Annotated in this window: 1 protein-coding gene; it reads right to left on the minus strand. The window is 46.5% G+C overall.

The genetic code is table 11. The features are described 5' to 3' along the window. On the minus strand, nucleotides 1-261 hold a 261-nt coding region (locus tag ACFYE1_RS17510), incomplete at its 3' end, for a hypothetical protein (RefSeq protein ID WP_387745851.1). Between the last annotated feature and the right edge of the window lie 272 nt (nucleotides 262-533).

A 533-nucleotide genomic window follows, 5' to 3' on the forward strand; every position in this document is an offset into this window, starting at 1 on the left:
AAGGTGGTCGCATAGGTTGCCCTGCAGGATGAAGCTGCAGATTTCATCCCAAGTCAACTCAATGACCTGTTCCATGAAAGTCCTTGCGCACTGATTGAAATCCGCAAGCACCTCTGCAGCGCTAGTGTAGTAGGAAAGTGAGATGGCTTTCAACTTCTCCCACGCCTGGAGTTGCCGTGCCCGGTTAACAATCCCGAATTTAGAGACCAGGTGTGCATAGACCTTAGCTGAAATTTCAACATTGAGTATGTCAAAGGACAAGTTGGGGTGCACAGAGGATTGAATGATGCCGAGTGCGATCCGCTCATGATACGGGATAATTGCTTCATCTTCTCCTGGCGTGTAGAAGTAGGCATTCTGGAAACAATCATGCCGGCAGACTACTAGGCTTGTTAATGATTGACTACGGTGCTCGTCACTTTGATTGACTACAATAAGACTTGTCCTGGGCCGGTGTTGGTGTCTTGTAAAAAAAACAAGCTACTCTAGCAAGATAGGCTCATAACTTGTTGAGAGTAGATCTTGTAAGAATG

The sequence above is a fragment of the Kocuria nitroreducens genome, from assembly GCF_042879195.1.
Taxonomy (GTDB): Bacteria; Actinomycetota; Actinomycetes; order Actinomycetales; family Micrococcaceae; genus Kocuria; species Kocuria nitroreducens.